This is a genomic window from Croceicoccus ponticola (assembly GCF_004004515.1).
GTDB classification, from domain to species: domain Bacteria; phylum Pseudomonadota; class Alphaproteobacteria; order Sphingomonadales; family Sphingomonadaceae; genus Croceicoccus; species Croceicoccus ponticola.
In genome coordinates, this window is sequence record NZ_RXOL01000001.1 from 220,666 (window position 1) to 246,249 (window position 25,584).

35 protein-coding genes are annotated in these 25,584 nt (G+C 60.1%); 33 read left to right on the top strand and 2 right to left on the bottom strand.

Features of this window, described 5'->3' with window-relative positions:
* Positions 1-59 precede the first annotated feature (59 nt).
* Both EKN06_RS01080 and EKN06_RS01085 read right to left on the bottom strand, forming a co-directional pair.
* A complete protein-coding gene (locus EKN06_RS01080; protein WP_127611036.1) occupies positions 60-1,040 on the bottom strand; it encodes a hypothetical protein in 981 nt (326 codons plus the stop codon).
* Positions 1,041-1,115: 75 nt separating this feature from the next.
* Positions 1,116-2,402: a ParB N-terminal domain-containing protein gene (locus tag EKN06_RS01085; protein WP_127611037.1), complete on the bottom strand. Its 1,287-nt coding sequence runs from the start codon at positions 2,400-2,402 to the stop codon at positions 1,116-1,118.
* 790 nt (positions 2,403-3,192) lie between these two features.
* Here EKN06_RS01085 and rpsL point away from each other — a divergent pair.
* The 33 genes from rpsL to EKN06_RS01250 all read left to right on the top strand — a co-directional run bounded on the left by rpsL (position 3,193) and on the right by EKN06_RS01250 (position 25,475).
* A complete protein-coding gene (gene rpsL, locus EKN06_RS01090) occupies positions 3,193-3,564 on the top strand; it encodes a 30S ribosomal protein S12 (protein ID WP_127611038.1) in 372 nt (123 codons plus the stop codon).
* Positions 3,565-3,702: 138 nt separating this feature from the next.
* On the top strand, positions 3,703-4,173 hold the full coding sequence (rpsG, locus tag EKN06_RS01095; RefSeq protein WP_127611039.1) for a 30S ribosomal protein S7: 471 nt from the start codon (positions 3,703-3,705) through the stop codon (positions 4,171-4,173).
* 167 nt (positions 4,174-4,340) lie between these two features.
* Positions 4,341-6,434, top strand: coding sequence for an elongation factor G (fusA, locus tag EKN06_RS01100; protein ID WP_127611040.1), 2,094 nt, complete (start codon positions 4,341-4,343; stop codon positions 6,432-6,434).
* Positions 6,435-6,541: 107 nt separating this feature from the next.
* Positions 6,542-7,717: an elongation factor Tu gene (gene tuf / locus EKN06_RS01105; protein WP_127611041.1), complete on the top strand. Its 1,176-nt coding sequence runs from the start codon at positions 6,542-6,544 to the stop codon at positions 7,715-7,717.
* A gap of 170 nt (positions 7,718-7,887) precedes the next feature.
* The gene (rpsJ, locus tag EKN06_RS01110; protein ID WP_047820271.1) at positions 7,888-8,199 is read left to right on the top strand and encodes a 30S ribosomal protein S10; all 312 of its coding nucleotides are present in this window, start codon (positions 7,888-7,890) and stop codon (positions 8,197-8,199) included.
* 188 nt (positions 8,200-8,387) lie between these two features.
* The gene (gene rplC, locus EKN06_RS01115) at positions 8,388-9,257 is read left to right on the top strand and encodes a 50S ribosomal protein L3 (RefSeq protein WP_127611042.1); all 870 of its coding nucleotides are present in this window, start codon (positions 8,388-8,390) and stop codon (positions 9,255-9,257) included.
* Between the two features lie 3 nt (positions 9,258-9,260).
* Complete coding sequence (rplD, locus tag EKN06_RS01120) at positions 9,261-9,884, top strand: 50S ribosomal protein L4 (protein ID WP_127611043.1); 624 nt, start codon at positions 9,261-9,263, stop codon at positions 9,882-9,884.
* Positions 9,877-10,185 (top strand): 50S ribosomal protein L23, encoded by a 309-nt coding sequence (locus EKN06_RS01125; RefSeq protein WP_127611044.1) that lies wholly within the window; start codon positions 9,877-9,879, stop codon positions 10,183-10,185. The genes rplD and EKN06_RS01125 overlap by 8 nt, the downstream gene beginning before the upstream one ends.
* Before the next feature lie 12 nt (positions 10,186-10,197).
* Positions 10,198-11,034: a 50S ribosomal protein L2 gene (rplB, locus tag EKN06_RS01130; protein WP_127611045.1), complete on the top strand. Its 837-nt coding sequence runs from the start codon at positions 10,198-10,200 to the stop codon at positions 11,032-11,034.
* Positions 11,035-11,040: 6 nt separating this feature from the next.
* Positions 11,041-11,316, top strand: coding sequence for a 30S ribosomal protein S19 (rpsS, locus tag EKN06_RS01135; protein ID WP_127611046.1), 276 nt, complete (start codon positions 11,041-11,043; stop codon positions 11,314-11,316).
* Entirely contained in the window at positions 11,316-11,702 is a 387-nt protein-coding gene (rplV, locus tag EKN06_RS01140) for a 50S ribosomal protein L22 (RefSeq protein WP_127611047.1), read from the top strand. Before rpsS ends, rplV begins: the two co-directional genes overlap by 1 nt.
* 3 nt (positions 11,703-11,705) lie before the next feature.
* Entirely contained in the window at positions 11,706-12,401 is a 696-nt protein-coding gene (gene rpsC / locus EKN06_RS01145; RefSeq protein WP_127611048.1) for a 30S ribosomal protein S3, read from the top strand.
* Between the two features lie 20 nt (positions 12,402-12,421).
* Entirely contained in the window at positions 12,422-12,856 is a 435-nt protein-coding gene (gene rplP / locus EKN06_RS01150) for a 50S ribosomal protein L16 (RefSeq protein ID WP_127611049.1), read from the top strand.
* The gene (gene rpmC / locus EKN06_RS01155) at positions 12,856-13,071 is read left to right on the top strand and encodes a 50S ribosomal protein L29 (protein ID WP_205693787.1); all 216 of its coding nucleotides are present in this window, start codon (positions 12,856-12,858) and stop codon (positions 13,069-13,071) included. The genes rplP and rpmC overlap by 1 nt, the downstream gene beginning before the upstream one ends.
* A 10-nt stretch (positions 13,072-13,081) precedes the next feature.
* Positions 13,082-13,372 carry a 30S ribosomal protein S17 gene (rpsQ, locus tag EKN06_RS01160; RefSeq protein WP_127611051.1) on the top strand — a complete coding sequence of 97 codons (291 nt, stop codon included), beginning with the start codon at positions 13,082-13,084 and terminating at the stop codon, positions 13,370-13,372.
* Positions 13,373-13,448: 76 nt separating this feature from the next.
* The gene (rplN, locus tag EKN06_RS01165; RefSeq protein WP_127611052.1) at positions 13,449-13,817 is read left to right on the top strand and encodes a 50S ribosomal protein L14; all 369 of its coding nucleotides are present in this window, start codon (positions 13,449-13,451) and stop codon (positions 13,815-13,817) included.
* Entirely contained in the window at positions 13,817-14,137 is a 321-nt protein-coding gene (gene rplX, locus EKN06_RS01170) for a 50S ribosomal protein L24 (protein WP_127611053.1), read from the top strand. The genes rplN and rplX overlap by 1 nt, the downstream gene beginning before the upstream one ends.
* Positions 14,130-14,723 carry a 50S ribosomal protein L5 gene (gene rplE, locus EKN06_RS01175; protein ID WP_127611054.1) on the top strand — a complete coding sequence of 198 codons (594 nt, stop codon included), beginning with the start codon at positions 14,130-14,132 and terminating at the stop codon, positions 14,721-14,723. Before rplX ends, rplE begins: the two co-directional genes overlap by 8 nt.
* Positions 14,724-14,749: 26 nt before the next feature.
* A complete protein-coding gene (rpsN, locus tag EKN06_RS01180) occupies positions 14,750-15,055 on the top strand; it encodes a 30S ribosomal protein S14 (protein WP_127611055.1) in 306 nt (101 codons plus the stop codon).
* A gap of 11 nt (positions 15,056-15,066) precedes the next feature.
* Positions 15,067-15,462 (top strand): 30S ribosomal protein S8, encoded by a 396-nt coding sequence (rpsH, locus tag EKN06_RS01185; RefSeq protein ID WP_127611056.1) that lies wholly within the window; start codon positions 15,067-15,069, stop codon positions 15,460-15,462.
* Positions 15,462-15,995, top strand: a complete 534-nt coding sequence (rplF, locus tag EKN06_RS01190; RefSeq protein WP_127611057.1) for a 50S ribosomal protein L6 — start codon at positions 15,462-15,464, stop codon at positions 15,993-15,995. Before rpsH ends, rplF begins: the two co-directional genes overlap by 1 nt.
* 1 nt (position 15,996) lies before the next feature.
* The gene (gene rplR / locus EKN06_RS01195; protein ID WP_127611058.1) at positions 15,997-16,341 is read left to right on the top strand and encodes a 50S ribosomal protein L18; all 345 of its coding nucleotides are present in this window, start codon (positions 15,997-15,999) and stop codon (positions 16,339-16,341) included.
* A gap of 2 nt (positions 16,342-16,343) precedes the next feature.
* Positions 16,344-17,147, top strand: coding sequence for a 30S ribosomal protein S5 (gene rpsE, locus EKN06_RS01200; RefSeq protein WP_420810742.1), 804 nt, complete (start codon positions 16,344-16,346; stop codon positions 17,145-17,147).
* Positions 17,148-17,153: 6 nt separating this feature from the next.
* A complete protein-coding gene (gene rpmD, locus EKN06_RS01205) occupies positions 17,154-17,339 on the top strand; it encodes a 50S ribosomal protein L30 (RefSeq protein ID WP_127611059.1) in 186 nt (61 codons plus the stop codon).
* Positions 17,340-17,668: 329 nt separating this feature from the next.
* On the top strand, positions 17,669-18,814 hold the full coding sequence (locus EKN06_RS01210) for an acyltransferase family protein (RefSeq protein WP_127611060.1): 1,146 nt from the start codon (positions 17,669-17,671) through the stop codon (positions 18,812-18,814).
* 131 nt (positions 18,815-18,945) lie between these two features.
* Complete coding sequence (gene rplO, locus EKN06_RS01215) at positions 18,946-19,434, top strand: 50S ribosomal protein L15 (RefSeq protein ID WP_127611061.1); 489 nt, start codon at positions 18,946-18,948, stop codon at positions 19,432-19,434.
* A gap of 115 nt (positions 19,435-19,549) precedes the next feature.
* Positions 19,550-20,914, top strand: a complete 1,365-nt coding sequence (secY, locus tag EKN06_RS01220; protein WP_127611062.1) for a preprotein translocase subunit SecY — start codon at positions 19,550-19,552, stop codon at positions 20,912-20,914.
* A 35-nt stretch (positions 20,915-20,949) separates the two neighbouring features.
* Positions 20,950-21,594 (top strand): adenylate kinase, encoded by a 645-nt coding sequence (locus EKN06_RS01225; protein WP_127611063.1) that lies wholly within the window; start codon positions 20,950-20,952, stop codon positions 21,592-21,594.
* A 498-nt stretch (positions 21,595-22,092) separates the two neighbouring features.
* The gene (gene rpsM / locus EKN06_RS01230; protein ID WP_127611064.1) at positions 22,093-22,461 is read left to right on the top strand and encodes a 30S ribosomal protein S13; all 369 of its coding nucleotides are present in this window, start codon (positions 22,093-22,095) and stop codon (positions 22,459-22,461) included.
* Positions 22,462-22,515: 54 nt separating this feature from the next.
* Positions 22,516-22,905 carry a 30S ribosomal protein S11 gene (gene rpsK / locus EKN06_RS01235; RefSeq protein WP_127611065.1) on the top strand — a complete coding sequence of 130 codons (390 nt, stop codon included), beginning with the start codon at positions 22,516-22,518 and terminating at the stop codon, positions 22,903-22,905.
* Positions 22,906-23,044: 139 nt separating this feature from the next.
* Complete coding sequence (locus EKN06_RS01240; RefSeq protein WP_127611066.1) at positions 23,045-24,100, top strand: DNA-directed RNA polymerase subunit alpha; 1,056 nt, start codon at positions 23,045-23,047, stop codon at positions 24,098-24,100.
* Between the two features lie 133 nt (positions 24,101-24,233).
* Positions 24,234-24,656, top strand: coding sequence for a 50S ribosomal protein L17 (rplQ, locus tag EKN06_RS01245; protein ID WP_127611067.1), 423 nt, complete (start codon positions 24,234-24,236; stop codon positions 24,654-24,656).
* A gap of 219 nt (positions 24,657-24,875) precedes the next feature.
* Positions 24,876-25,475, top strand: a complete 600-nt coding sequence (locus EKN06_RS01250) for a hypothetical protein (protein WP_127611068.1) — start codon at positions 24,876-24,878, stop codon at positions 25,473-25,475.
* Positions 25,476-25,584 lie beyond the last annotated feature (109 nt).

The window sequence follows — 25,584 nt, forward strand, 5'->3', positions numbered from 1 at the left end:
CCGACAGGGAACGGCTTGGGGCGACGGAGAGGGCAGGGCGCACGGTCATGACCCCCACGCTAACCCGCGCGCTCGTCTCGCGCAATCCGGTCGCCATCCGCCTTGCTCTTGCCGCCAACCGTCTTGCCGAACCCCATCCGCTCTCGCATCTGGTCCAGCTTGCGGTTGATGGAATCGATGATCTCCTGCTCGTCCAGCTCTTGCGCCGCGCTCCTCTCCCGTTCCGAGCCATAGCGGTGCGCGCGGCGGTGGCGCAGCATGAACATCGTCAGCGCTTCGTTGTGGCGGCGATAGTGGCCGATGACGCGCCCGCCGCTGACCACGGGGCGCAGCTCGCCCTCCATCGCGCGGATCAGCGCGCTATCCTCCAGCCTTGCCATCCCGGCATCGACCGCCTTGTCCCACGCCTTGGCAAAGCCCTCTGCCCCGCCCCGGGCGCGCAGCTTGTAGAGCGCCTCCAGACTTGCGCCGATTTCGCGCGCGGCCTGCGTCACCGATCCGGTGGCCGCCAGCGCGGCGATGAAGGCGCGCTGGCGGTCGGGCACGATGGCGTTGCGGCGCGGCGCTGTGTGGATATAGGGCGCAAAGCCCAGCAGGGGATCGCCGGGCGCAGGCGGCTCTGCGGCAAAGGCGAGGTAGGACGTCCGCCGCGAAGGCCGCGCCGACTTGCAAGCGAGTCGCGCCACACCCTGCAAACCTGCCCCCTCCATACCCACCCAATCCCCACAACCGGCATCCCCCCAACCGGGACCCCCAAAACCGGCATCCCCGCGCGAAAGCCCCCGTGCGCCCTTGCGCGCCGCCTTCGCCCGCTCGCACCCCCGCGCCGCGTCCCAGGCCGCGCGAAATTCGCCAGCCCCCTTGGCATAGCGCAGCTTTTCCAGCGCCGCGACCGACACCCCGATGCGCAGCGCCGCCACCGCGACCAGCCCCGTCTCGGCCAGCGCCGCGATAAAGTCGCGCTGCCGTGCGGGCGTCAGCCGGGCATGCGCGGCGCGCTCGACAGGGGTGAAGGGAAAGGGATCGGGATGGTGGGACATGGGCGCGCTCCGGTGCAAAGGGCGGGGCGCGGATAGGTAGTGGGTAACTGGAGTGTAGGAAAATAACATCGCTATCTAAAGTGAGCACGCTGCAACTATGAATCGACCTAGGCGATCCCAATAGGCTCTGAACTCTCGTTCCATCGGCGAAAAATCGGGGGAATGCAATAAGCGTTGCATACTCGCGACTGAGATTAACTCATCATTCTGTCGTATACGCTCAATTTCCTCGAAGTATCGCTGATCAATTAAATCGCGATCTAGCAGTGATCTTGCAACGACTCCTACTCGCCTAGATAGATCTTGCCTTTCACTAATTCCGTGCTCTGCAATGTAGCCTTCGACCGCATGTTCAAGCAGCATCCTGAGGAGAGCAGCAGTGGCGTTCGGAAAAGTTCTGATAGGCAGGCTGCACAATTCATCCCAAATGCGAGATAGACGCTGCTGATCCGCGGTCCACTGGGGGCTAGGCACACCCGCTGGTATTAATGTTCGTGAAGCGGGCTGATGTCGAGCAGGTCGTCCGCGTCGCCCAGGAATTGGAGGTTGAGGTTGCGGGCCGACTGCATTTCTGTGTTGCTCTGTTGGCAGAATATTTTCAGTTTCAAGCTGATCTAGGTAACGTCGCTTTCCCTCGTTATTCCAAAGATCCCCCAATGTTAGATCGCCGCTGGCAAGGTCCGATGTGATGCGGTGAAGTGTATTTAGGACAACGTCGCGATCGTGTGTTAGAACAAACTGCCTCCCAGCAGTCGAAACACCCACCCGATTTCTGAATTGTTCGGAGGATAGAAGTCTCGCCAGTGTCGACCAAGGTATTCTACCTTCAGGAAGCATGCCTCCGTCGTCTAAAAATGCTTCGATAGAAGCGCTGACATTCGCCGTATTCCCGCGACCAGTCCGCTCCGAGAAGTTTCGCTTCGCTCGATCGTCCCATCCTATTTGCCCGACGCCCGCTTGAGTTCCGGTATGACGACGAAAGAGAATGTTATCGACGGCTTCACGATCCGCTTCGACTTGACACATAATTCGTGAGGGAAATCGGCCTTCCCATTTGTTTCGCAATCCCTGAAAAAATTGTCTCAAGTCGTCGTTTGGAGCAAGGTCAGGACTGCGGATCAATTTGATGCATGTTACGCGCCGGTTGCCGTCGAAAACCACATAACTGTCGTCATGAAGCATTACTAAAGGAGGATCAAAGATACGACCTTCCCTAGCAATATCCTCTGCGAGTGCGCGCATTCGCGGTTCGTGTTCATGGAACAATTCGCCGATTGCCGCACTTTCATCTCTTAGTTCTCCATGCCGATCATTGGCAGGGTTAACCATAAGGTCTGAAATACGAATGCTCTCAAATGGCATGAAATTGCTCCCCCTTCAGACCTCTTTTATTGAAAGCGTCGGGGGTGGCAAGATTTGGTGTAGTCCGCCCGGCGCACTGGGACCATTTGGTCACAAGGTGCGCGGCAGTGAACGAAACGTCGGTGGCGCCGCGATTTTTTGTTTTAGTCCCTCAAACGCCGGGCGGGGCGCATCCGCGCCCCTTGGCTTCCTCGCATAAGCTCGGGCGGCCATTCGGCCTTGCGGGTGTCGCTTCGCGCCCCGATATCCCTTGCTCACGGGGCACCGAAGGTGACTCCCGCAAGCGCGAACGCGCGCCGCCGCTTATTGCGGCGAAGCCAAGCGGGCCGGATGGCCCGCGCCCGGCGTCTGAGGGACTCAAAGCAAATACCCTCCGCTTGACCCACCCCTCGAATCCGCGTAGGGGCGCGGCCAGTCGAGGGGTTGGGTTTATCCAACACCAAGACCATTGAGCTGAACATTGCCGGTGAGACGGTAAGGCTCGCGTTTCTACGCGGGTCTTTTTCCCTTTGGAACCAAGGTTCTTAAATGGAAATGGGCATATGCCCGACTGGATACCCGTCAAAGTAACCTGCATCGCGGGTGGAGCGTTTCGGTTCGTGCGTCGTGAGTCGCAGCCCGTGCCTTTATATAAGGGCGCGCTGCCGCCGCCGCATGATCCTCGATCTCCATACTTGGCGCTGCAGGCATCTGGCTCGACCACGAGTTTTATGCCCGAACCCATCCGCACTGGCGCGGGGGAGGGCGCAACCCGGCGGGGGAAACCCTGTCGGCCAAGGAAGGAACCACAATGCCGACGATCAACCAGCTGGTCCGCAAGGGCCGCGTTCCGCAGAAGGCCAAGAGCAAGGTCCCTGCGATGGAAGCGAACCCGCAGAAGCGCGGCGTTTGCACCCGCGTCTACACCACGACCCCGAAGAAGCCGAACTCGGCGCTTCGCAAGGTTGCCAAGGTGCGCCTGACCAACGGTCGCGAAGTCATCACCTACATTCCGGGCGAAGGCCACAACCTGCAGGAGCACTCTGTCGTGCTTATCCGCGGCGGCCGTGTTCGCGATCTTCCCGGTGTTCGTTACCACGTCCTGCGCGGCGTGCTCGATACGCAGGGCGTCAAGGATCGCAAGCAGTCCCGTTCGAAGTACGGCGCCAAGCGTCCGAAGTAATCCATTTCGGCGGCGGCGGCCCGCTCCCCCACCCGGCTACCCTAACGAGGTAGACTCTGGGTGGCCGGGTGGGGGAGCGGGCCGGTGCCGCAAAGGTGGCCACGGATGTGGTCGCCGCTTTCCGAAGGAAACGAAAAAATGTCACGTCGTCGTCGTCCCGAGAAGCGGGAAATCCTGCCCGATCCCAAGTTCGGTGATCAGATCCTGTCGAAGTTCATGAACAACCTCATGTACGACGGCAAGAAGTCCACGGCCGAACGCATCGTTTACGGCGCGCTCGAAACGGTGGAAACCAAGTCGAAGGCCGATCCGATCCAGCTGTTCCATGATGCGCTGAACAACATCATGCCGCAGCTCGAAGTCCGCAGCCGCCGCGTCGGTGGTGCGACGTATCAGGTCCCAGTCGAAGTTCGCCCCGACCGTGCCCAGGCTCTCGCGATCCGCTGGCTCATCACCGCTGCGCGCAACCGTCCCGAAACCACGATGGCCGCGCGCCTGTCGGGTGAACTGCTGGATGCGTCGAACAATCGCGGCAATGCCGTGAAGAAGCGTGAAGACACCCATCGCATGGCCGACGCCAACCGCGCCTTCTCCCACTACCGCTGGTAATACCGGCGGGGGTGCCCGGGCCGGGAATGCCGGCAAGGGCAGGGCGTATCTGCGACGCGGCGGGTGGAGCATAATTGCTTCGCCGCTGCGTCTTCAGATGGTCACATTAGTCACTATATGGGGCAGGCCTGTTTCAGGCCCTGTCCATACCACCCAAGGAAACTTCCATGGCCCGCGAATATCCGCTGGAACGCTATCGCAACATCGGCATCATGGCGCACATCGATGCCGGCAAGACCACAACGACGGAGCGGATCCTCTACTACACCGGAAAGTCCTACAAGATCGGCGAAGTCCACGACGGCGCCGCCACCATGGACTGGATGGAGCAGGAGCAGGAACGCGGCATCACCATCACTTCGGCCGCAACGACCACGTTCTGGTCCGCCGAAGACGGTAAGGGCCCGAAGCACCGCATCAACATCATCGACACCCCCGGCCACGTCGACTTCACCATCGAAGTCGAACGCTCGCTGCGCGTGCTCGACGGCGCGGTCGCAGTGTTCGACGGCGTCGCGGGCGTGGAACCCCAGTCCGAAACAGTATGGCGCCAGGCCGACAAGTACGGCGTACCGCGCATGTGCTTCATCAACAAACTCGACCGCACCGGCGCAGACTTCTACTATTGTGTGCAGTCAATCATCGACCGCCTCGGCGCGCTTCCGCTCGTTCTGTATCTTCCGATTGGCGCCGAAAGCAGCCTTAAGGGCGTTGTCGACTTGGTGAACATGCGCGGAATCGTCTGGGAAGACGAAAGCCTTGGCGCTAATTTCAACTATGTCGAAATTCCCGAAGATCTCGCCGATAAAGCCGCCGAGTACCGTGAAAAGCTGCTTGAATTGGCTGTAGAGCAGGACGACGACGTCCTTGAGGCATACCTCGAGGGTCAGGAGCCTGATGTGGCCACGCTGAAGGGGCTTATCCGTAAGGGTACGATGGCGCGCGCGTTCGTCCCCATCGTCTGTGGCTCTGCTTTCAAGAACAAGGGCGTGCAGCCGCTGCTCGACGCCGTCGTTGACTACATGCCTTCGCCCCTCGACGTTCCTGCCATCAAGGGCGTCCTTCCCGACAGCGACGAGGAGGCTGAACGCCCCTCGAGCGACGATGCTCCGTTCTCGGCGCTGGCGTTCAAGATCATGAACGATCCGTTCGTTGGCTCACTCACCTTCACCCGCATCTATTCGGGCAAGCTCTCCAAGGGCCAGGTCCTGAACTCGGTGAAGGACAAGAAGGAAAAGATCGGCCGCATGCTGCTGATGCACTCCAACAACCGCGAGGACATCGAAGAGGCATACGCCGGCGACATCGTTGCACTTGCCGGCATGAAGGACACGACGACCGGCGACACGCTGTGCGACATGGCCAAGCCGATCATCCTTGAAAGGATGGAGTTCCCCGAACCTGTCATCGAGCTTTCGGTCGAACCCAAGACCAAGGCCGACCAGGAAAAGATGGGCATCGCGCTCAACCGCCTGGCCGCCGAAGATCCGTCGTTCCGCGTCAGCACGGACCACGAATCGGGCCAGACGATCATCAAAGGCATGGGCGAACTTCACCTCGACATTCTCGTAGATCGGATGAAGCGCGAGTTCAAGGTCGAGGCCAACGTTGGCGCGCCGCAGGTAGCCTATCGCGAATCACTCGCAAAGGCGGTCGAGGTCGATTACACCCACAAGAAGCAGTCGGGTGGCTCGGGCCAGTTCGGCCGCGTCAAGGTCCGCGTCACCCCCGGTGAGCGCGGCCAGGGCGTTATCTTCACGGACGAGATCAAAGGCGGCAACATTCCGCGCGAATATATTCCAGCCATCGAGAAGGGCTTCCGCGAACAAGCCGAGAGCGGTTATCTCATCGGCTTCCCGATCATCGACTTCAGCATCGCGCTGTATGACGGTGGCTACCACGATGTCGACTCGTCGGCGATTGCGTTTGAAATCGCAGGTCGCGGTGCGATGCGCGAAGTGGCGCAGAAGGCTGGCATCAAGCTGCTCGAACCGATCATGAAGGTCGAAGTCGTCACTCCCGACGATTATCTCGGCGACGTCATCGGCGATCTCAACTCGCGTCGTGGCCAGATTCAGGGCACGGACACCCGCGGCAACGCACAGGCCGTCGAAGCCAACGTGCCGCTGGCCAACATGTTCGGCTACGTCAATGAACTGCGCTCATTCACACAAGGCCGTGCGCAGTACTCGATGCAGTTCAGTCACTATGAAGAGGTCCCGGCAAATGTCGCGGCGGAGGTCAAGGAGAAGCTTGCGTAAGCTTCTACAACGGTCTAGGGGCGGCGCCTGATTCAGCGGGTGCCGCTTCTGTCCCGCACAAAATCACACAGATCAACAGATCCAGACGAACCAGAGGTTTTTGAAAAATGGCGAAAGCTAAGTTTGAGCGGAACAAGCCGCACTGCAACATCGGCACGATCGGTCACGTTGACCACGGCAAGACCACGCTGACGGCCGCGATTACCAAGGTCCTCGGTTCGCCCGTCGACTTCGCGAACATCGACAAGGCTCCCGAAGAGCGCGAGCGCGGCATCACCATCTCGACCGCACACGTCGAATATGAGACCGAGGCACGTCACTACGCGCACGTCGACTGCCCGGGGCACGCCGACTACGTGAAGAACATGATCACCGGTGCCGCCCAGATGGACGGTGCGATCCTGGTCGTGAACGCCGCTGACGGCCCGATGCCCCAGACCCGCGAGCACATCCTGCTTGCTCGTCAGGTCGGCGTTCCGGCTCTTGTCGTGTTTATGAACAAGGTCGACCAGGTTGACGACGCCGAGCTTCTCGAGCTGGTCGAGCTGGAAATCCGTGAGCTGCTTTCGTACTACGACTTCCCGGGCGACGATATTCCCGTGATTTCGGGTTCGGCCCTTGCCGCACTCGAAGGTCGTGATGCCGAAATAGGCGAAGACAAGATCATGGAACTCATGAAGGCCGTGGATGATTACATTCCGCAGCCGCCGCGTCCGACCGACAAGCCGTTCCTTATGCCCGTCGAGGACGTGTTCTCGATCTCTGGCCGCGGCACTGTCGTGACCGGTCGTATCGAATCCGGCATCATCAAGGTCGGCGAAGAAGTCGAAATCGTCGGCATCAAGGACACCAAGAAGACCGTCGTCACCGGCGTCGAAATGTTCCGCAAGCTGCTCGATCAGGGTGAAGCTGGCGACAACGTCGGTGCTCTGATCCGCGGTGTGGCTCGTGAAGAAGTCGAGCGTGGTCAGGTTCTTTGCAAGCCCGGTTCGGTTACGCCGCACACCGAGTTCAGCGCAGAGGTTTACGTCCTGTCGAAGGACGAAGGCGGCCGTCACACTCCGTTCTTCGCCAACTATCGTCCGCAGTTCTACTTCCGCACGACCGACGTGACGGGCGAAGTGATCCTGCCGGAAGGCACCGAGATGGTCATGCCTGGCGACAACGTCACGATCGGCGTGAAGCTCATTGCTCCGATCGCCATGGACGAGGGTCTCCGCTTCGCAATTCGCGAAGGTGGACGGACCGTCGGTTCTGGGGTTGTCAGCAACATCACTAAGTAATATAGGCACGCGACGGCGGGGGTGATTCACTCCCGCCGTCCTGAATTTTCGGAAGGGCCGCCCCTTCCCGCGCAGCTCGAAATCGACGCTGCGATGGTGAGGCGGGGCGGTTCTTTCTTTTTTGGGATCTGCTTCGGCCGGTCTCTTGGCTCTTTCGCATCGGTATGGACATGGAAGCTCAGAATATCCGCATTCGCCTGAAGGCGTTTGATCACCGCGTTCTCGATCAGGCAACTGGTGAGATCGCTGAAACCGCCCGTCGCACGGGCGCGCTCATCCGGGGCCCCATTCCGCTTCCGACGCGCATTGAGAAATTCACCGTGAACCGCGGTCCGCACATCGACAAGAAGTCGCGGGAGCAGTTCGAGGTTCGTACCTACAAGCGGCTGCTCGACATCGTGCAGCCCAACGCCGCTACAGTCGACGCTTTGATGAAGCTCGACCTTGCTGCTGGCGTCAACGTTGAGATCAAGCTGGCTTGATCGGCGAGGATCCGAAAGGGTCCTGGGCTACAGGGATACCGCCGGAATTCATTCCGGGCTGCGTCCCCCGTCTCGCTCTTTCCCTAACGGGGAAGGGCATTATCAGCCCGGGCGGGGTGGTGCATTACAAATTGGGCTGACACGCCTGCCGGGATGGTCTCGGCAGGCCTCTGTTAGGAGAATGGATCATGCGCACTGGCGTGATCGCTAAAAAGGTCGGGATGACCCGCCTTTTTCAGGAGGATGGACGGCACGTTCCCGTTACCGTCCTGGCCCTGGAAGATTGTCAGGTCGTTTCGCACCGCACGATGGATCGCGATGGTTATGTCGCTGTTCAGCTCGGCGCGGGCGAAGCGAAGCTGAAGAACGTCGCCAAGCCGCAGCGCGAGCATTTCGCGAAGGCTGAAGTGACCCCGAAGATGAAGGTCGCCGAATTCCGTCTGGAGGCCGAAGACGGCCTTCCGCCGGTTGGCTCGACCATCAGTGCAGAGCACTTCATCGCTGGCCAAAAGGTCGACATCACCGGTCACACGCAGGGCAAAGGCTTTGCCGGCGCGATGAAACGTTGGGGCTTTGCCGGTTTGCGCGCAACGCACGGCGTTTCGCTCTCGCACCGTTCGCACGGTTCGACGGGGCAGCGTCAGGATCCAGGTCGCGTCTTCAAGAACAAGAAGATGGCTGGCCACATGGGCGATCGTCAGCGCACTCAGCAGAACCTCGAAATCGTGCGCACCGACGCCGATCGCGGCTTGCTTTTCGTTAAGGGTTCTGTTCCGGGCGCAAAGAATTCGTGGCTGGTCGTAACTGATGCCATCAAGCTGCCGCTTCCCGAAGGCCTGCCGTTCCCGGCAGCGCTGCTCGAGAGGAAGAGCACGCAGCCTGAGCATGAAGAAGCACCCGCCGGCATGGTCGAGGCAGCAGCCGAACACGAAGTGCAGCCGGACGTTTCCGTCGAACAGCAGGCTAAGTTGCTGAGCGAACAGGAAGCCGGTGCCGACACCGAAACCAACGCCGCTGAGGGTGACACGCCCGCCAGCGACGCGAACAAGGAGGGCTGATCCGTGAAGGTGAAGGTCCAGAAACTCGACGGCAATGCGTCGGGTGACATCGAGCTGAACGACGACGTCTTCGGCATCGAGCCGCGTGCGGACATCCTGCACCGCGTGGTCACCTGGCAGCTTTGGAACCGTCGTGCCACAGCCCGTCCGACGCGTGAGCGTTCTGAAGTTGCTCGCACCGGCAAGAAGTGGGGTCGCCAGAAGGGCGGCGGCACGGCTCGCCACGGCGATCGCAAGGCCCCGATCTTCATCGGTGGCGGCAAGGCTCATGGTGCACGCAAGCGTGACTTTGACATGTCGCTGAACAAGAAGATCCGCGCACTTGGCCTGAAGATGGCCCTGTCGAGCAAGGCGAAGGACGGTCTTATCGTCGTTGATACGCTTGAGCTTGCAGATGCCAAGACAAAGGCTCTTCGCGCGCAGTTCGAAAAGCTCGGTTTTGCCGGTAAGATCCTCGTGATCGACGGTGAAAGCGTCAATGACGGCTTCCGCAAGGCATCGAGCAATCTTCCGGGCGTGAATGTCATGCCGGCCGTGGGCGCGAACGTCTACGACATCCTGAAGCACGACACGCTGATCCTCACCAAGGACGCGGTCGAGAAGCTGGAGGCGCGTTTCAATGGCTAAGGCTAAGGAAATCGACGTGCGGCACTATGACGTTATCGTCGCCCCGCACATTACCGAGAAGTCGACGCTTCTTTCGGAACATAACGCTGTGGTATTCAAGGTCGCCGAAAGCGCCACGAAGCCGCAGATCAAGGAAGCGGTCGAAGCGCTTTTCGACGTAAAAGTCACCGGCGTGAACACGCTTGTCCAAAAGGGCAAGGTTAAGCGCTGGAAGGGCAAGCCCTACCGGCGCACCGACATGAAAAAGGCGATCGTGACGCTGGCCGAAGGCCAGTCCATCGACGTCACCAGCGGTATCTGAGGCTAGGAAATCATGGCACTCAAGAACTATAAACCGACATCGCCCGCCCGCCGTGGCCTGGTGCTGGTCGACAAGTCGAGCCTCTGGAAGGGTAAGCCTGTCAAGGCTCTCACCGAAGGCAAGAACAAGACTGGCGGCCGCAACAACAAGGGTCACGTGACTTCGCGCGGCATTGGCGGCGGTCACAAGCAGAAATATCGCTACGTCGACTTCAAGCGTCGCAAGTGGGATATGGCTGCGACCGTCGAGCGGCTCGAGTATGATCCCAACCGCACGGCATTCATCGCTCTCGTCAAGTACGAGGACGGCGAAGAGGCCTATATCATCGCTCCGCAGCGGCTCGCTGTTGGTGACAGCGTCATCGCCGGCGAGAAGACCGACACGAAGCCTGGCAACGCTATGCTCCTGTCGCAGATGCCGGTCGGAACGATCGCCCACAACCTGGAAATGAAGCCGGGCAAGGGCGCGCAGATCGCGCGTTCGGCAGGAACTTACGCCCAGATCGTCGGCCGTGACCGCGGCATGGTGATCGTGCGTCTCTCTTCTGGCGAACAGCGCTACCTGCGCGGTGATTGCATGGGCACTGTCGGTGCGGTTTCGAACCCGGACAACAGCAACCAGACGCTGGCCAAGGCCGGTCGTCGTCGCTGGATGGGTAAGCGTCCGCTTACCCGTGGCGTCGCCAAGAACCCGGTCGATCACCCGCATGGCGGTGGCGAAGGCCGTACCTCGGGCGGCCGTCATCCGGTTACGCCATGGGGCAAGCCGACGAAGGGCGCCCGGACCCGCAACAACAAGCAGACGGACAAGTTGATCATCCGTTCGCGGCACGCCAAGAAGAAGAGGTAAGCGGTAATGGCTCGTTCGCTCCGCAAGGGTCCGTTTGTTGACCTGCACCTGCTGAAGAAGGCAGAAATCGCCCAGGACGCTGGCACGCGCGCTCCGATCAAGACTTGGTCGCGTCGCTCCACCATCCTTCCCCAGTTCGTTGGCCTGACCTTTAGCGTCTACAACGGCAAGAAGCACATTCCCGTGTCCGTCAACGAGGACATGGTCGGCCACAAGCTTGGCGAGTTTGCGCCCACGCGCAGCTTCCCGGGTCACGCCGCTGACAAGAAGGGCAAGCGCTGATGAGCAAGCAGTCCGCTCCGCGCCGCGTCGCCGAGAATGAAGCTCTGGCAGTCGGCACCACGATTCGTGGTTCCGCCCAGAAGCTCAACCTTGTCGCCGGCCTCATTCGCGGCAAGAAGGTGGAGGATGCGCTGAACATTCTCACCTTCTCTAAGCGTGCCATGGCGCAGGATGCTCGCAAGGTCCTGGCTTCGGCGATCGCGAATGCCGAGAACAACCACAACCTGGACGTCGACGCGCTCGTCGTGGCGGAAGCCTCGGTCGGCAAATCGATTACCATGAAGCGTTTCCACACCCGCGGCCGTGGCAAGTCGACGCGCATCCTGAAGCCGTTCAGCCGTCTGCGCATCGTGGTTCGTGAACAATCCGACGAAGGGGAGGCCTGATCCATGGGTCATAAATCCAATCCGATCGGCCTGCGCCTTCAGATCAACCGCACTTGGGACAGTCGCTGGTACGCCGAAGGGCGCGACTATGCCGGTCTGCTCAAGGAAGACATCGAGATCCGCAAGTATATCGTCGGCGCATTGCCGCAGGCGGCGATTTCGAAGGTTGTGATCGAGCGTCCGGCAAAGCTTTGCCGCGTGTCGATTTACGCTGCGCGCCCCGGTGTCATTATCGGCAAGAAGGGTGCGGACATCGAAAAGCTTCGCCTCAAGCTCGCATCGATGACCGCGAGCGAAGTGAAGCTGAATATCGTCGAGATCCGCAAGCCGGAAATCGACGCCAAGCTCGTCGCTCAGGGCATTGCCGATCAGCTCGTCCGTCGTGTGGCCTTCCGCCGCGCGATGAAGCGGGCCGTGCAGTCTGCGCTGCGTCTTGGGGCCGAGGGCATTAAGATCACGTGCGGCGGCCGTCTCGGCGGTGCGGAAATCGCGCGCGTCGAATGGTATCGCGAAGGCCGCGTGCCGCTTCACACCCTGCGTGCAAACGTCGATTATGCGGAAGCCGAAGCGCTGACCGCATACGGCATCATCGGTATCAAGTGCTGGATCTTCAAAGGCGAGATCATGGCGCACGACCCGATGGCGCAGGACCGTCTGATGATGGAGGCCCAGACCTCCGGCGTGCGACCGGCGCGCTGAGGCTAGGCTGAGGTAAGACAATGCTGCAACCGAAAAAAACCAAGTTCCGCAAGGCGTTCAAGGGCAAGATCCACGGCGAAGCCAAGGGCGGCACCTCGCTGAACTTCGGCTCGTACGGGCTGAAGGCGATGGAACCCGAGCGTATCACCGCACGCCAGATCGAAGCTGCGCGTCGTGCGATCACCCGTCACATTCGCCGTCAGGGTCGTCTGTGGATTCGCGTGTTCCCCGACGTTCCGGTGTCGAAGAAGCCTGCTGAAGTCCGTCAGGGGAAGGGCAAGGGTTCGGTCGAATACTGGGCTGCACGGGTAAAGCCGGGTCGCATCCTGTTCGAACTGGACGGCGTTCCGGGCCCGCTCGCTGCAGAGGCATTCAGCCGCGCCGCGATGAAGCTGCCGATCAAGACCAAGGTCGTCGCCCGTCTTGGCGACCAGTCGCACCTGGGAGGCGAATGATGGCGAACAACGAAGATATTCGCGCCAAGACCGACGATCAGCTTTCGTCTGATCTCGTCGAGCTGAAGCGTGAGCAGTTCAACCTGCGCTTCCAGGCCGCGACCAACCAGATCGAGCGTCCTGCTCGCATCCGGGAAGTCCGTCGCCAGATTGCGCGTATCAAGACCGCACAAGCGGAGCGTTCGAAGACCGCTCAGCCCGCGGCCGCGAAGTAAGGAAGAGACCATGCCCAAGCGCATCCTCATCGGGACCGTGGTTTCCGACAAGCCCGACAAGACCGTTGTGGTCAACGTCGAACGCAAGGTGAAGCATCCGCTCTACGGAAAGATCATCCGTCGTTCGAAGAAGTACCACGCACATGACGCCGACAACGCTTTCCGCGCTGGCGAAAAGGTGCGGATCGAGGAGGTCGCGCCGATCTCCAAGCTGAAGACGTGGAAGGTTCTCGATCGCGTTGGCGGCCAGGCCGACACCGCCTTGGAAGCCGACATCGAGGTCGACGCCGCAAACGGCTGAACGACGAAAGTTTTTGGAACTACCGGGCTCGTCTAGGCCGTTGTCCCGGCAAGCCGATTGAGAAGGAACCGGATCTATGATCCAGATGCAATCCAACCTTGATGTTGCTGACAACAGCGGCGCCAAGCGAGTCCAGTGCATCAAGGTGCTGGGCGGATCGAAGCGGCGTACTGCCAGCGTCGGTGACGTGATCGTCGTCTCCATCAAGGAGGCGCAGCCGCGTGCAAAGGTCAAGAAGGGCGATGTTCATCGCGCCGTGATCGTTCGCACGAGGAAAGACGTCCGTCGCACCGATGGCAGCGTCATTCGCTTTGACTCGAATGCTGCGGTCCTCGTGAACAAGAACGAGGAACCCATCGGCACGCGTATCTTCGGCCCCGTCGTGCGCGAACTTCGCGGTCGTGGCTTCATGAAGATCATCTCGCTTGCTCCGGAGGTGTTGTAATGGCATCCGCAAAGATCAAGAAGGGTGACAGCGTGGTCGTGTTGTCGGGCAAGGACAAGGGTAAGACCGGTACGGTCACCCAAGTCATGCCCAAGGCTGGCAAGGTTCTGGTCGACGGCGTCAACGTCGCGACCCGTCACCGCAAGCCCACCCAGGTGAATCCGCAGGGCGGGATCGACCGCTCGCCGGCACCGATGGCAATCTGCAAGGTTGCCTTGGCCGATCCCAAGGATGGCAAGCCCACCCGCGTCCGCTTTGAAGAGCACGACGGCAAGAAGGTGCGCGTCGCCGTCAAGTCCGGGGAGAAGATTGATGGCTGATTATATGCCCCGCATGAAGGCGAAGTACGATGCGGAAATCGCCAAGGCGATGACCGAAAAGTTCGGCTACACCAATGCGCTTCAGGTGCCCAAGCTGGCCAAGATCACGCTCAACATGGGCGTTGGCGAAGCCAGCCAGGACAAGAAGAAGGTCCAGACCGCCGCAGCGGAAATGGAACTGATCGCCGGCCAGAAGCCCGTGATCACCAAGGCGAAGAAGTCGATCGCGCAGTTCAAGTTGCGTGAAGGCATGCCGATCGGTTGCAAGGTTACCCTTCGCGGCGAACGGATGTTCGAATTCCTCGACCGTCTGGTCACGATCGCGATGCCCCGCATCCGCGACTTTCGTGGCCTGAATCCGAAGTCGTTCGACGGCAATGGCAACTATGCCATGGGCCTGAAGGAGCAGATCATCTTTCCGGAGATCAGCTACGATCAGATCGACAAGGTGCGTGGCATGGACATCATCGTGACCACCACCGCGAAGACCGACGACGAAGCGCGCGAACTGCTGCGCCTGTTCGGTTTCCCGTTCCCCGCCCCCGAAGAATCGGACACCGGCGCGGATCAGAAGGAGGCGGCGTGAGCCGCTAAGGAAGAGAGCTTAAGTCCATGGCGAAACTGAGTTCCGTGAACAAGAACGAGCGTCGTAAGAAGCTCGTCAAGAAGTATGCATCGCAATACGCGAAGCTGAAGGCGATCGCTGACGATGAGTCGGTCGATGACAGCGATCGTTGGATCGCGCGCCTCAAGCTGGCCGAAATTCCCCGTAACGGGAATCCGACCCGCGTGCGCAATCGCTGCACCACCACCGGCCGCCCGCGGGGTTACTACCGCAAATTCGGCCTCTGCCGCATCGAACTGCGGGATTTGGGCAATAAGGGCCTGATCCCCGGTCTGACCAAGTCGAGCTGGTGAGGAGCCTTTAGATGGCAATGACCGATCCCCTGGGTGATATGCTCACCCGTATCCGCAACGGCCAGCAGGCGAAGAAGGATTCCGTCCTTTCGCCCGCGTCAAAGCTGCGTGCAAACGTACTCGAAGTTCTTCAGCGCGAAGGCTACATTCGTGGTTATAGCGAAGACGAAACCGGCAAGCACAAGGCGCTGCGGATCGAACTTAAGTATTTCGAAGGCGAACCTGCTATCAAGCATGTCGCCCGTGTCTCCAAGCCTGGCCGCCGCGTTTATTCGGGTTCCAAGGAACTTCCGAACATCCGCAACGGTCTTGGCATCACCATCGTCTCGACGCCCAAGGGCGTGCTCTCGGATGCCGAAGCACGCGCCCAGAACGTCGGCGGCGAAGTGCTTGCGGAGGTGTTCTGATGAGCCGCATCGGTAAAAGGCCGGTCGCGATCCCGAGTGGCGTGACCGCTAACATCGAGGGTGACTCGCTCACGGTAAAGGGGCCCAAGGGCACCTTGTCGCTGGGTCTGTCCGACCTCATCGAGTACAAGGTCGAGGACGACCAGATCTCGATCATTCCGGCGAACGACACCAAGGCTGCCCGTAGCCACTGGGGTATGCAGCGCACGCTGGTATCCAACCTCGTCGAGGGCGTGACTCAGGGTTACACCAAGTTCCTTGAGATCACCGGCGTCGGCTATCGTGCGCAGGCGCAGGGCCAGAAGCTCAAGCTTCAGCTCGGTTACAGCCACGACGTCGATCTCGACGTTCCCGAGGGTGTCGAAGTGAAGACGCCCGATCAGACAACTGTGGAGATCAGCGGCATCGACAAGCAGGCCGTTGGCCAGTTTGCCGCCGAGATTCGCCGCTGGCGCAAGCCCGAGCCTTACAAGGGCAAGGGCATCAAGTACCGCGGCGAGTATATCTTCCGCAAGGAAGGGAAGAAGAAGTAAGATGGCAAAGCTTTCCCTTTTCGAGCGCCGCCGTCGTCGCGTGCGCACCGCGCTCCGCGCCCGTTCGGGCGGCAAGCCTCGCCTGTCGGTGCATCGCACCGGCAAGCACATCTACGCTCAGGTTATCGACGATGCACAGGGCAAGACGATTGCCGCTGCTTCGACGCTTGGTGCCGACAGCTCGGGTGCGAACATCGATGCCGCTTCCAAGGTTGGCAAGGACATCGCCGCTGCAGCCACCAAGGCGGGCGTGACGACAGTCGTGTTTGATCGCGGCGGCTTCCTATTCCATGGCCGCGTCAAGGCGCTTGCCGATGCCGCGCGTGAAGGCGGGCTGGAGTTCTGATGATGGCTGACGAAAACAACATCGAAAACAACGCTGGCGAGACCCCCGTGGTCGACAACGCCGGTTCGACTCCTATGCCGACGGTTGCGTCGACCGAAGCGGGTGATAACCAGTCGACGGCGGGCGGCGATCCTTCGCAGCCGCGCGGTGGACGTGGCGCCCGTGGCGGTCGCAACGACCGTGCAGGTGGCGGTGGCGACCGGGGTGGCGATCGTGGCGGCCGCGGTCGTGGCCGCCGTGACGATCGTCGCGGCAATCAGGATGACGGCGGCGAAGAGCTGATCGAAAAGCTGGTGCACATCAACCGCGTTTCGAAAACGGTGAAGGGCGGTAAGCGCTTCGGTTTTGCAGCGCTTGTAGTCGTGGGTGACGGCAAGGGCCGCGTTGGCTTCGGCCATGGCAAGGCTCGCGAAGTCCCTGAGGCGATCAACAAGGCGACTGCGGCGGCCAAGAAGAAGATGGTCCGCGTTCCGCTTAAGGATGGCCGTACGCTGCATCACGACGGCAAGGGCCGCTTTGGTGCGGGCAAGGTCAATCTCCGCACCGCGCCTGCGGGTACCGGCATTATCGCAGGCGGACCGATGCGCGCCGTCTTCGAATCGCTCGGCGTTGCCGACGTGGTTACCAAGTCGGTTGGTTCGTCGAACCCCTACAACATGATCCGCGCCACGTTCGACGCGCTGACTGAACAGACTTCGCCGAAGTCGGTCGCTCAGCGCCGGGGCAAGAAGGTCGTCGATCTTCTGGGCCGCGGTGGTTCGAGCGTGGCCGAGGCCGAGGCTGACGCCGCGGCATTGGTGGAGTAAGCAACCATGGCAAAGACAAAGACCATCAAGCTCAAGCAGATCGGTTCGCCGATCCGTCGGCCCGAAAGCCAGAGGAAGATCCTCATCGGACTGGGTCTGAACAAGATGCACAAGGTCGTAGAGCGTCAGGACACCCCTGAAGTTCGCGGGGCGATCGCGAAGCTTCCGCACATGGTCGCAATCGTCGACTGAGGCGTTGTGATTCGATAACGAGAAGGGGTTCCGGTCGTACGATCGGGACCCTTTTTTCGTTGGCCGTCACTGTTTTCATGCGGTGTGCTTTTTGGGTGCACAATATGCTTCGCGAAAAATCGGTGTGCGGGAGGTAAGCGCCCACTAGAACTGTATTTGCCGGTTCTCGACTTTAATGAGGGGCTGGGCGCGCGTGCGTTGGGTACGAACACACGTCACATGACGATTTGATTTTGGTATCTATTATCAATGCTTTCAGAAAATGACGCGGTGTCGGACGGCCCGTGGATTATTAAGAAGGGCATTACCGCGTTAAGACGGGATCTTCCGTGATCAGCTCCACGACCGAACGACCTAGTTATCAGTACATGGATGCGTTTCGCTTCGTTGCGGCGACCGTTGTCGTGCTCGGGCACGCGAAAGATCTGTTATGGGTGGATGCCGACGAAGTTGAAGCCGGAGTGGCGGGGGTGCTCAAGGCGGTCTATTTCCTGACCGGCTTGGGGCATGAGGCGGTGATGGTCTTTTTCGTGCTCTCGGGTTTCTGGATTGCCCGTTCGGTCGACAGGCGGAAGCATGATGACCATTTCTGGAGGCCTTACCTCGTCGATCGTTGTTCCAGATTGCTAGTCGTGCTCGTTCCGGCACTTTTGATCGGCGGCATTCTGGACGGATATGGCCTGATGCACTTCGATTCGATGCATTTCGGCGGCGCAAGCCCCGCAGTCAGTGTACCAAACGATCTAGCCGGGCGGCTCTCCCTCATCGCCTTTCTTGGCAACGTCGCCTTCCTTCAGGGTCTTGCCGTGCCCACGTTCGGCAGTAACGGGCCATTGTGGAGCCTCTCCTACGAATTCTGGTTCTACATCTGGTTTCCGGCCATCGTCTTTGCCGTTCGTGGCCGCTGGCAGATCGCGCTCGCCTCGCTCGCAGTCGGTGTGATCTGGCCGAAGGTGCTTCTCGGATTCGTCATCTGGCTTATGGGAGCCGGGCTCTATTACGCCGACCGTTCGACGATTGCGAGCGGACGCCCGATGGGCAGGGTGTTCGCGACGCTGCTGCTGCTGTCCTGTGCAGGAGCTTTGCTAATCGCCTTGGTCGTCGCACGGCTTCATATTGTTCCGTTGGCCGTGAGCGACATCGCAGTCGGTGGGACATTTGCAGGGATTGTCTGGGCATTGCTGCGGCTCGATCCGTGCTTTCCTCGTATCGCGCAGATTTTTGCACTCTATGGCTCACGCTCGAGCTTTTCGCTCTATGCCATTCACTTTCCGTTGTTGATGTTCGTCCTCGGCTTGACAGGACTGTCGGACCGTATGCAGCCAGGGGTGGAGGCGATGTTCGGTCTTGGGGTGTTGGTGTTGCTTGCCATTGCCGCCGGATGGGGTTTTTCACTGTTGACCGAAGCGCGCACATCAAATGTTCGGCGGTGGTTTGGCACTGTAATGTCCGGTCGCGCTACTTCGGGCCGCTAGCCCCGTCGGCACCGCGCACGACGAACATGCGCGGGAGGGGTCGACAATGCCTTTGCTATGCCCTAAGCGCCCCGCTTTCCAGGCCGATTGCGGCCACCAACGCGAAGAAAAGCGAAAGCGAGTGTTGAATTATGAAACTCAATGATATCCGCGACAACGAAGGCGCCCGCCATCGTCGCATGCGCATCGGCCGTGGCATCGGCTCGGGCAAAGGCAAGACCGGCGGACGCGGCCAGAAGGGTGCGAAGGCGCGTTCGGGCGTTTCCATCGCTGGTTTCGAAGGCGGCCAGATGCCGCTGCACATGCGTCTCCCGAAGCGCGGGTTCAACAACCCGTTCGGCAAGGACTATGCGCAGGTTAACCTCGGCATGATCCAGAAGTTCATCGACGCCGGAAAGCTTGATGCTTCGGGCGTGGTCGATCACGACATTCTGCAGGCCGCTGGCCTTGCACGTGGCGGCAAGCATGGCGTTCGCCTGCTCGGCAAGGGCGAACTGACCACCAAGGTCAGCTTCAAGGTTGCCGGCGTGTCGAAGGGCGCGCGCGAGCAGATTGAAAAGCTCGGTGGTTCGATCGAGACGACCGCACCGGTCAAGGCCGCCAAGGCCGACGCCGAATAATCAGGACAAGGTTCGGGCGAGGGTGGTTGCATCCTCGCCCGCGCCCTATATGGGCTGTTCCTGACTGGCATGCGGCCATCCGCCGCCACCCCCGCAAGGCGACAGATTCAAGAACATGGCATCACGCGCCGACAATATCGCGAGCAACATGTCCCTGGCCAATTTCGGCAAGGCGACGGAGCTCAAGCAGCGCATCTGGTTTACCCTAGGTGCGCTCATCGTTTTCCGCTTCCTGAGCTTCGTTCCGCTTCCGGGCGTGAACCCGCTGATCCTGCAGGATCTGTATGCGCAGACGCGCGGCGGTGTGCTCGACCTGTTCAACACATTTTCCGGCGGCAGCCTCGAGCGGATGAGCCTCATCGCGCTCGGCATCATGCCGTACATTACCGCCTCCATCGTCGTACAGCTTGCCGCAGCGCTTCATCCGGCAATGGCCGCGATGAAGAAGGAAGGCGAGAGTGGGCGCAAGAAGCTCAACCAGTATACCCGCTACGGGACTGTGGGCCTTACCGCGATCCAGGGTTATTTCCTTGCCGTAGGGCTGGAAACTTTTTCTGCGTCGAGCGGCCTGCATGCGGTCGTCGATCCCGGACTGATGTTCCGCATCGGTTCGGTTATCAGCCTCGTTGGCGGTACCATGTTCCTCCTGTGGCTGGGTGAACAAATCACGTCGCGCGGGATCGGCAACGGCGTTTCGCTTATCATCATGGCGGGCATCATCGCCCAGTTCCCGACGATCACTGCACAGCTATTCGAAGGCGGTCGTTCGGGTTCGATTTCGCCGTTTCTTATCGTGGCCCTGATCTTCGTGATCATTGGGCTGATCCTTTTCATCTGCTTTATGGAGCGTGCGCAGCGCCGGCTCCTGATCCAGTATCCCAAGCGTGCAAGTCAGCGCGGCATGATGCAGGCAGACCGATCGCACCTCCCGCTCAAGCTGAATACGGCCGGCGTCATTCCTCCGATCTTCGCTTCATCGTTACTGCTTCTGCCGCTTACGATCACGCAGTTCGCTCAAAACTCGATCTCCCCGGAAAGCACCATGGGCGGCGTTCTCGTAACGCTTAACCAATATCTTCAGCATGGGCAGCCGATCTATCTGACCCTTTATGCGGTCGGCATCGTGTTCTTCGCATTTTTCTACACGGCGGTCGTTTTCAACCCGGAAGAGACCGCGGACAACCTGAAGCGGAATGGCGGTTTCATTCCCGGTATTCGTCCCGGCAAGCGGACAGCAGACTATCTTGACTATGTCCTGACGCGCATCACGGTCATCGGTGCGGCTTACCTGGCGCTTGTCTGCGTGCTGCCTGAATATATCATCGGCCAGACTGGCCTGCCGTTTTTCCTTGGTGGGACGAGCCTTCTCATCGTCGTCAACGTGACGGTCGATACGATTGCCCAGATCCAGAGCCACCTGCTGGCGCACCAGTACGGCGATCTCATCAAAAAGGCTAAGTTGAAAGGTCGGCTTCGCTGATCGATAAGCCGTCCGGCAACAGGGAGAGTATTCACGTGGACATCATCCTCCTCGGACCGCCGGGTGCTGGCAAGGGGACGCAATCGCAGCGTCTGGTCGATAAGTATGGCATGCGTCAGCTATCGACCGGTGACATGCTCCGGGCCGCAGTGAAGGCTCAGACCCCTGTCGGCATTCAGGCAAAGGCCGTCATGGATGCAGGTGAGCTCGTCTCCGATGCGATCGTCTCAGCCCTGATTAGCGATGAGCTGGCGTCGATGGGGGTTGGAAGCGGCGCGATTTTCGACGGATATCCGCGCACCGCGGTTCAGGCTCGCATGCTGGATGACATCCTCCAAAAGCATGGCCGTACCCTGGCCCATGTCATCGAACTGGACGTAAACGAAGACGCACTGGTCCAACGGATTACCGGCCGTTTCACCTGCGCTTCGTGCGGCAAGGGATACCACGACGTATTCGAACGGCCAAAGCAACCGGGCGTCTGCGATCGATGCGGCGCCACGGAATTCAAGCGCCGCCCCGATGATAACGAGGCCACCGTCCGTACCCGCATGGCGGAGTACCGGGCCAAGACCGCTCCGATCCTCCCTATTTATGAAGCGCGCGGGATCGTCTCGCGAGTGGATGGCATGGCGGACATCGATGACGTGACGAGAGCGATCGGCAAGATACTCGACTGATCTGGTTTGGGGTATAGTGGGCAGGATTGTTTCTGAACCGTTGGCTGGGAACTTACGGAGACACAGCTTCTAATTGCGGCACGACGACGGCCCGTTACTTCTTGCAAAATATTGAAGGGTGTTGCTCGACAAAGCAGCCAGGCACGTTAAGGCGATTGATATGCGTGGGCTTTCAGGACGGCGTGATCTGTCAGCGAAGCTCGGCCCTCTTTGATCGCTTACGCTGTCCGGAATACACGGATCGTCAGGCACATCATTGAGAGGTTGCAACGGTTACTTGCTGCCCGTTGACTTGTAGATCGAATCACCGTAAGCGCGCCCTTCGCTCGTTATGAATCGGGTTAGTCCGGCAGGTTGGCGCTTCGTCGCCTTCCATCCGGACTTTTTGCCGTTGAAGGCTTAAGGGTCTGATTGGCATGGTCGATTTCTGACGGGCATTCGCAAGCGTTGAGATAGGGGCATGGCTAGCCGCCACCCCTGTGGAGCATGGAGAACTAAGTGGCTCGTATTGCCGGGGTAAACATCCCCACCAACAAGCGCGTTATCATCGCGCTCACCTATATCCACGGTATCGGTCCCAAGTCGGCCAAGGATATCGCCGACAAGCTGGGCATAGATCAAGCCCGCCGCGTCCAGGACCTGACGGACCAGGAAGTGCTGCAGATCCGTGAAACGATCGACAGCGACTTCATCGTCGAAGGCGATCTTCGTCGCGATACCGCGATGAACATCAAGCGTCTGATGGACCTGGCCTGCTATCGCGGCCTGCGTCACCGTAAGGGACTTCCCGTTCGCGGCCAGCGCACGCATACCAATGCGCGCACTCGCAAGGGCAAGGCCAAGCCGATCGCCGGCAAGAAGAAGTAAGGATCGCTTTCGTAGCGAACCTCTCCTTCCTTTCAGGATACAGGAACCAAGATAATGGCACGCGAACCCCAGCGCATCCGGCGCCGCGAACGCAAGAACATCTCGAGCGGCGTCGCGCATGTGAACGCCAGCTTCAACAATACCATGATCACCATCACCGACGCTCAGGGCAACGCTATCAGCTGGTCCAGCGCAGGCGCGATGGGCTTCAAGGGTAGCCGCAAGTCGACCCCTTATGCGGCGCAGGTTGCAGCGGACGATGCGGGCAAGAAGGCCGCCGAACACGGCGTCCGTACCCTCGAGGTTGAAGTCAAGGGCCCGGGTTCGGGTCGCGAAAGTGCGCTCCGCGCCCTGCAGGCGGTGGGTTTCACCATCACCTCGATCCGCGACGTTACCCCGATCCCGCACAACGGTGTGCGCCCGTCGAAGCGTCGCCGCGTCTGATCCGATAGGCGAGGGGCGGTCCGACCAGGATCCACGGTCCGCCCATTTGCACTCGCCCGCGGATCACGAAGTGGGATGGGCAGCTTCCCTCGAGCAGCCGACCCACGAAAATAGAACCGACAAACCCTAGGGGAAGTCCATGTCCGTCAATATCAAGAACTGGCAGGAACTGAAGAAGCCCAACAGTCTCGAAATCAAGCCGCAGGGCGATGCCAAGCTGCGCGCTACTTTCGTTGCTGAACCGCTCGAGCGCGGTTTCGGCCTCACGCTCGGCAACGCGCTGCGTCGCGTCCTGTTGTCGAGCCTACAGGGCGCCGCGATCACCTCGATCAAGATCGACAATGTCCTGCACGAGTTCTCGTCGCTGGCCGGCGTTCGCGAAGACATCACCGACATCGTCCTGAACATCAAGCAGGTCGCGCTTAAGATGGAAGGTGAAGGGCTGAAGCGTCTCAACCTCTCCGCGACCGGTCCTGCCGAGGTCACCGCAGGTGACATTCAGGTGTCGGGCGACATGGAGGTCATGAACAAGGACCTCGTGATCTGCCACCTCGACGAAGGTGCGACGCTCAACATGGAGCTGACCTGCGACAGCGGTAAGGGATATGTCCCAGCCGTACAGAACCGCATGGCGGATGCACCGATCGGGCTCATCCCGGTCGACTCGCTATATTCGCCGGTTCGTCAGGTTTCCTACAAGGTCGAGAATGCTCGCGTCGGTCAGGAACTCGATTACGACAAGCTTTCGCTGACTGTCGAGACTGACGGCACGATCACGCCGGAAGACGCGGTGGCGTACGCTGCTCGTATCCTGCAGGACCAGCTTGCGCTCTTCGTGCACTTTGAAGAGGGCATCCCGCAGGGCGTTCCGCAGACTGCCGGGATCGCCGTTGCACCCGAAGAAAGCGATGCCAACCAACTCAACCGTTACCTTCTCAAGAAGGTCGACGAGCTTGAACTGTCGGTTCGTTCGGCCAACTGCCTCAAGAACGACAACATCATCTATATCGGTGACCTGGTCCAGAAGACCGAGGCCGAGATGCTCCGTACGCCTAACTTCGGCCGCAAGTCGCTCAACGAGATTAAGGAAGTTCTTTCCTCGATGGGTCTGCGTCTTGGCATGGACATCCCCGGCTGGCCGCCGGAAAACATCGAAGAGATGGCCAAGAAGCTCGAGCAGGAACTGCTGGGCTGATCGAATTACCGTCCCGGCCCCGGCCGGGACGGTAATTCGGGGTTCATGGCTGACCTCAGCAAACAGCCAGGATCGGGCTACCTGACACGGGCCCCCTACGAACGCCGAGAGATCGGCAAAAAAGGAAAAGACCATGCGTCACAAAATTGCGGGGCGTAAGCTCCAGCGCAAGACCGGCCATCGCAAGATGCTGCTGCGCAACCTCGCTGCCGCTCTTATCAAGCACGAGCAGATCAAGACCACGACACCGAAGGCTCGCGAACTGCGTCCTTATGTCGAGAAACTGATTACGCTCGCCAAGCATGGCGGCCTTTCGAACCGTCGCCTCGCGCACTCGAAGCTGCTCGACGACGCTCAGCTTGCCAAGCTTTTCGACGTTCTTGCTGAACGTTACAAGGACCGTGAAGGCGGCTATACTCGCATCATCAAGGCTGGCATCCGCGCTTCGGACGCTGCCCCGGTTGCGATCATCGAATTCGTCGACCGCGACATCGATGCAAAGGGCCAGGATTCGGGTCCGGTCATGTCGGACGAGGAAGAGTACGAAGAGGCCTGAGCCCTTTCGGACTGCCCACGCGGCATCGATCACAATTTAAGGGGCGCTGGTTGTAATTGCACAACCGGCGCCCTTTCTTATATGCGCGGCTCATTCATGTAAGCTCGTCTCTTGCTGAACGAAAGCTGTCAGAAAGATTCAGGTTCGTCTCAGTATCGATTCGCTAATCCTCTGACTTGTCCGGGCTATCTCGTCCGGTCAGAGCAAAGGATCGCACCGATGAAATCTGTTTCAAAAGCCATTATCGGCTCAGCGGCGGCCGGCGCGATGGCCCTTGCCTCTGCCAGCCCCGCGTTTTCCCGTGACCGTTACGGCCATGATGGAATCGACGCTGGCGACGTGATCGCCGGGGCCCTGATTATCGGAGGCATCGCCGCTATCGCCAGCGCGGGCAGCAAGAACCGCAGTGACGGTTATTACTATGCAGGCGACGATCGAGATTATCGGGATGGGCGTTACGATCGCGACGACCGATATGATCGGTACGACCGGTCCTACAATTCGCGTGGGGGCAGCGCCCGCAGCGCGGTAGAGCAGTGCGTCAATGCAGCAGAGCGCGATGCGCGTCGCGCAGGTTTCCGTCGAGCCGACGTTACCGACATCCGCGAAGTCGATCGCCGGAATGGCGGTTACCGGATCAAGGGTCGGATCGCAGTCGACACCGGCTACAGCGGTTCACGCTATGGTCGCGGATGGGATAATGATTATCGCGGATCGCGCAACGACATGCGCAGCTGGGACAGCGGTAAGTTCACCTGCGAAGTGAGCCATGGGCGCGTCCGTGACCTCGGCTATTCGGGCATCCGCGGCCTGCGCTGATCGATGATCAGTTCGCGCACGAATGCCTTTTGGGCCCGGCGGTAACCCCTTCCCGCCGGGCCCTTTTTTGTTTGCCAGTCGGGAAAACGCGAGTCTGGTTCAGGAATGG